Source organism: Mesorhizobium sp. M7A.F.Ca.CA.002.09.1.1 (genome assembly GCF_003998555.1).
Classification (GTDB): domain Bacteria; phylum Pseudomonadota; class Alphaproteobacteria; order Rhizobiales; family Rhizobiaceae; genus Mesorhizobium; species Mesorhizobium ciceri.
Genome location: NZ_RZRR01000826.1, coordinates 1 through 2,521 on the forward strand (window position 1 = coordinate 1; position 2,521 = coordinate 2,521).

The window sequence follows — 2,521 nt, forward strand, 5'->3', positions numbered from 1 at the left end:
TTCCACAGCCGCTCGGCTTCGGCGAAGCCCTGCACCCAATAGGCGGCATAGCCGACGCCGAGAATCGGCGATTTCTGCACGGCATTCCAGCCCTGCTCCCACAGATAGGTCCGTCCGGTGAGCGTCGAATCCTTGCCGAAGAGGCCGAGGACGAAGTCCATCAGCCCGAGATTCAAGGCGACAAAGGCAGTCACGACCAGCAGACCGGCGCCGATCAGGAAAATCACCCGGCGGTAGCGCCGTGACAAAATTTTGCTCATCGCAAGAAGCGTCACCAGCGCCAGAACCGCCGGTATAGAGGCCATCGAGGTGGCGGAATGCGAGACGAACAGCAGATAGGCCGACAGCAGAATGAGAGGCGCTGTAAGCATGAGGCTCAGCCGGCCGCGCCTGTAAAAGGCAAGGAACACCACGCTGAAATATATGCCGAGCGAGGCGACAAAACCGAGCTGGTTCTTGGAGGCAAACGCGCCGACGAAATTGTAGGTGCCGTCGAGAACATCGTCGGAATAATTGCCGACCCGCAACGAATACAGCAGGATGAAGAAAATCCCGACCAGGGCGCCTATCGTCAATGCGCGCACGCTGACGGTGCGCGCCGCGATATAGGCACAAGCGATATGAGAGAGATATTGGAACGCCGTCCTTGCCGTGATGCCCGGCGCAACCGACCAGAAAATCGAGAAGCAGACATAGGCGGCAAACAGCAGCGGCAGCCAGGCGCTGGACAGATGCCGCAGAAACCGCCGGTAGTCGACCATGACGAGTGGAAGCCAGACCGCGTAGTAGGCCAGGATCAGCACCTGGCCGAAAATGAACGAATAGGAAAACGCCCAGATCGAGACGGCTACGGCAAAGGCGCCATAGACCGAGTTCTTCTCGGGATCGACCAGCAGGGACTTTGGAATCTTCATCTCAGAGTCCCGCCGACACGACCCAGTGCCGGCAAGCCATGAGCCGGCCGGATTTTTCGCAGACATGGGCGTGCAATAAACGGCTTCTCCATTGTGCAGTGCAATATAACCTATCGCGCCCGGCGCTCAATGGCAAATCCGGTCAACTTATCTTACGCGAATTGGCCAAGCGGCGGATACCGAGTCGTCGCACCTTGGAACAGGGCGATCCGTCACAAATCCAGAGGCAGTGGGCGGCCTGTTCCCATCGCGAGTCAGATATGATTTTCGGTTTTCCTGAGCGTCGAGGAGGCTTGCCTACGGGCTGCCAAGCCATTGAAGAGAGCCTGCGCGGGTCGCTCGATCATTGTATAAAGGACAATGGATACCGCTATGGACAGCGCGCATGCCACGATGCCGGCCAGCCCCTGCGCCATCAGCCCTGACTGATGCGGTAGCAGTTTGCTCGCCAGCTGGATCACATAGGGGTGCGAGAGGTAGAGCGAGTATGATGCATCTCCGAGCAAAACCAGAAATGTTATCGCGCGCGTCCGGGGGGGCGACCAAGACAAAGCGGCGGCGGTTAAAACCACGGCAGGGACGCCGTTCGCCAGAAGCCAGGGCAAATCAGGTATCATTTGCCGAATGGCTATTGTCGCCACGAAAATCGCAAGCATAAGCCACGTACGTCCCACGAAAAGCTTCGCACTATGCACATATGCCAGGTAAAGTAAGATGCCAAAAACAAATTCCAGCATCAGCGGATTTGTATAAAAGCGCCAAGCGACGTTTTCACTCTGGATGAATTGACCCATCGCCACGAGAACTACTATGAACATGGATGGCGACAGTGGGCCGCGCAGGCCGCAAGCTATGCACGCAGCATATATTGCATAGAAGAACATCTCATAATTGAGGCTCCAGCCGAGAAAGAGCAGCGGCTGAATCGAACCGTCGACCTTTTCGAACGGGATGAAGAACAGTGATTTCAGGATCGTTTCGCCGCTCACGACGGTCGAATTCAGCAGACCGGGTTTCATCAGCGCAATCAACACGATACCTGCCGTCAGCGTCCAATAGAGCGGAACGATACGAACTATGCGGCGGCGACAGAATTGCCAGGCGCCTTTGGCCTCATCGGTGGTGTAAGCGATTATAAATCCACTGATTACGAAGAATATATCAACGCCTGACGCTCCGAATCCAAAGATATTTTCCTTAAGACCAAACTCTATTTGAAAACCGCTTCCAATATGGAACAATACCACCGCAAAAGCGGCGACGAACCTTAGAACTTGGAGCCCGAGCAGCTTGCGACGAACATTGGTGCTGTCCGGCAGCACCGTTGGTGATTCTACGCCAACCGTCGAAGCTACAGTCATTTTGTCTCTTCCCAGCCAAGGTCCGCTTTCACACGGGCCTCAAGTTCATCGGCCATATGACCCTGGCCGATTTCATTTGGATGCGAGTCGCAGCCGCGTGAAGCAACTCCTCCCGGACTGTCGAATCGTATCAGAGCAATTTTTCTTTCACCCGCGGCACGACGGACCGCCACGGCCTTGTTCACGGCCGACACCGCGGCATCGAGGTCGGCGCCCCAAAGCATCGGGCCGATACCGGCATAGATC

3 protein-coding genes are annotated in these 2,521 nt (G+C 56.2%); all 3 read right to left on the bottom strand.

The window, feature by feature from the left end; genetic code table 11:
* Positions 1-914 (bottom strand): O-antigen ligase (locus tag EN994_RS26870; RefSeq protein WP_164746227.1); only part of this gene is annotated, 914 nt, incomplete at its 3' end.
* A 254-nt stretch (positions 915-1,168) separates the two neighbouring features.
* The gene (locus tag EN994_RS26875) at positions 1,169-2,275 is read right to left on the bottom strand and encodes an acyltransferase (protein WP_024501842.1); all 1,107 of its coding nucleotides are present in this window, start codon (positions 2,273-2,275) and stop codon (positions 1,169-1,171) included.
* A partial coding sequence (locus EN994_RS35505) for a hypothetical protein (protein WP_206530510.1) occupies positions 2,272-2,521 on the bottom strand: 250 nt, incomplete at its 5' end. The genes EN994_RS35505 and EN994_RS26875, both read right to left, overlap by 4 nt.